This window comes from Ruegeria sp. BHSB058 (assembly GCF_059613285.1).
In genome coordinates this window covers 1-2,601 of the sequence record NZ_JBXWSF010000168.1, presented here as the reverse complement: position 1 = coordinate 2,601, position 2,601 = coordinate 1, and the positions used below count along the sequence as shown (strand labels likewise).

The following is a 2,601-nucleotide window of genomic DNA, read 5'->3' as shown; positions in this document are numbered from 1 at the left end:
TGGCCAGGTGCTGTGCAAGCCGGGTTCGGTGACCCCGCACACCAAGTTCGAAGCCGAAGCCTATATCCTGACCAAGGAAGAGGGCGGCCGTCACACCCCGTTCTTCGCGAATTACCGTCCGCAGTTCTACTTCCGGACCACCGACGTGACCGGCACCGTGACGCTGGCGGCCGGCACCGAGATGGTCATGCCGGGCGACAACGTCGGCTTCACCGTCGAGCTGATCGCACCGATCGCGATGGAAGACGGCCTGCGCTTCGCCATCCGCGAAGGCGGCCGCACCGTCGGTGCCGGCGTCGTGTCGAAGATTATTGAATAATCCGTAGGCCGGGCTTCAGCCCGGCACATCGGTGAACTAAAGAAGGCCGCTCCATAAGGGGCGGCCTTTTGATTGGTCGCACAACCTGTCTTCAACCTACTTCGAATTGAAGAAGTTAAGACAATTTTCAGGATTTCACCTAATATGATTGATAGAAAATCAGGAACGAAGTTGCTGCAAAAATTGGCAATGCGATAGATGATCTGGTAGGAGACCTCTATTCGGACTTGGACAACGGCGTGAGTACCACGCAAGAGCCCGAAATATCATCTCGCATTTGCCAACGCCTTGAGGATAAAATCGACGGTGTTCAGATTGGTCCGTACTCTATTCGTGTGACCGGACAATCCCTGCCGGACCGGGGACCGAGATCAATCGAAAAAATTGTTGGTGCTGACATCTTTCTTTCCTTCTCGCTGGACGGAGATAGCGGTTTCGACAAAGGAGTTTTAATCCAAGCAAAATATGATCGCAGCGTAGACATGGATGAACTCAAAGAGTCCTGCAAAAAGATGACTAAGCATATCGGCTCCAAAGGGAATTATGTTTGGATCTACGAACGAAATGGTGTGTCAGTATATTCCAAAGCGCAAATTGAAGGTATGCAGGGTACTACGCTCACCGGACTTCGAGGACGATCAGTTTCAGGGCACTTGGGTCGGATCCTCGATTGCTATGCGGGGAATAAAAAATGGGGCATCCCTATTGGAAGTGATCGGCGGCAAGAAGTTAGGAAAATGCTACTTGCCGCACGTGCGAAGAACGGAATGGATATAGCCCTAGTTGAAAGTTAAAGCGTTACGGATTTAACTTGAGACATATCCGGCAGCCTTGAAGTAGTTCCAGCATTCGGTTGGGTGGTAGAGGTCGCAGATAGCCGCGATGGCGCTGAAGACATCGGTGAAGGTGCGCGCACCGACCCGAAGCAGGTGAGCTTTGAGCTTCGAGAACGCCTGCTCAATCGGGTTCAGGTCAGGTGAGTATGGCGGCAGGTAGAGGAACCAGCAGCCGTGGTCACGCAAGGCCTTCGCGGCTTCTCTGTTGCGATGCGTCGACAGGTTGTCGAGGATGACCACCGTCCCGGGTGCGATCTCCGGGACAAGCACCTCGCGGATGTAGGCCGCGAAGGTCGGACCGTCCATCGCCCCCTTGATAGCCCACGGCGCAATCAATGCATCCTGCGTCAACCCGGCGATCAGCGTCTGTGTTCCCCAGCTTCCAAATGGTGCGTCCATCGTCAGGCGCTGACCTCGCTTGGCCCTGCCGCGCAGGCGGGTCAGGTTCGTCTTCACGGCTGTTTCATCAATGAACACAACACGATCCGACAGTGCAGCAATGGCAGGCAGGCGGTGCTTGAACCAATCTGCGCGTTGCTGCCTTACCTTGGCGCGGCGGCGTTCGGTCGCGACCAGCGACTTTTTTTGTACGTGAAGTCGAGCCGGGACAGCAGGTTGGCAATCGACGAGTGATGCACCTGAACGCCCTCCGCCTCCGCCAATGCGTCGCGCAGTTCGAAGAGCGAAATGTTGGGGTCCTGGGCGATCAGTTCCTCAAAGAATGCCCGATGTGGCGCCAGCTTTCTCCGACCGCGCGGAGGCCCCTGGGGCGCGGGGTTCGCATGACCTCTGGTCCGAACCTGACGCGCCCAACGCGCGCCTGTGGCGGGCGAAAGCCGCAAGCGCAACGCTGCCGCGCGCCCACTTAACCCTTCTTCAATCAATCTCTGAAAGCGCGTCCGAAACGCCAACGGCAAAGGTGCTGACATGATCCATCCTCCCAAACAGGATGAATCACACCCGAACCTCAATGGGAACCCCCCGCGATTCAGGTTTCAGTCGAAATGCTTTAGCGTGGGAATGATGCGAGTGGAGTCGTTACTACCGCTTCGAACCCATTTACCCCTTGCCAAACCCCACCAACCCCACTATCACGCGCGAGTTCTCAGCAAGAACGTCAAGGCGGGGTGATTCCCGCCTTTTGGGTTCGAAGAGGGTTGGCGATGCGCGTCTGTCCTCCTCTCAACCCCAACGCCTGATAAAAGGCTGTTACTATGCAAAGCCAAAATATCCGTATTCGGCTGAAGGCATTTGACTATCGCGTTCTGGATGCCAGCACGCAAGAGATCGTCAACACTGCCAAGCGGACCGGCGCGAACGTGCGCGGCCCGATCCCGCTGCCGAACAAGATCGAGAAGTTCACGGTTCTCCGTGGCCCTCACGTTGACAAGAAATCCCGCGACCAGTTCGAGATCCGCACGCACAAGCGTCTGCTCGACATCGTTG

The 2,601-nt window shown here is 56.2% G+C and carries 5 protein-coding genes; 3 read left to right on the top strand and 2 right to left on the bottom strand.

Annotation, left to right across the window (positions count from 1 at the left end; translation table 11 throughout):
• Both AC2FNB_RS21035 and AC2FNB_RS21030 read left to right on the top strand, forming a co-directional pair.
• A partial coding sequence (locus AC2FNB_RS21035) for an EF-Tu C-terminal domain-related protein (RefSeq protein ID WP_496748676.1) occupies positions 1 to 319 on the top strand: 319 nt, incomplete at its 5' end.
• A gap of 227 nt (positions 320 to 546) precedes the next feature.
• The gene (locus AC2FNB_RS21030; protein ID WP_496748675.1) at positions 547 to 1,113 is read left to right on the top strand and encodes a hypothetical protein; all 567 of its coding nucleotides are present in this window, start codon (positions 547 to 549) and stop codon (positions 1,111 to 1,113) included.
• 12 nt (positions 1,114 to 1,125) lie between these two features.
• On the opposite strand, the gene AC2FNB_RS21025 is transcribed toward AC2FNB_RS21030, so the two are convergent.
• Both AC2FNB_RS21025 and AC2FNB_RS21020 read right to left on the bottom strand, forming a co-directional pair.
• A complete protein-coding gene (locus AC2FNB_RS21025) occupies positions 1,126 to 1,731 on the bottom strand; it encodes an IS630 family transposase (protein ID WP_496748677.1) in 606 nt (201 codons plus the stop codon).
• Positions 1,698 to 2,084 (bottom strand): transposase, encoded by a 387-nt coding sequence (locus AC2FNB_RS21020; RefSeq protein WP_496748674.1) that lies wholly within the window; start codon positions 2,082 to 2,084, stop codon positions 1,698 to 1,700. Before AC2FNB_RS21020 ends, AC2FNB_RS21025 begins: the two co-directional genes overlap by 34 nt.
• Before the next feature lie 285 nt (positions 2,085 to 2,369).
• Here AC2FNB_RS21020 and rpsJ point away from each other — a divergent pair.
• The coding region (gene rpsJ / locus AC2FNB_RS21015; RefSeq protein WP_496748673.1) for a 30S ribosomal protein S10 at positions 2,370 to 2,601 on the top strand (232 nt) is incomplete at its 3' end.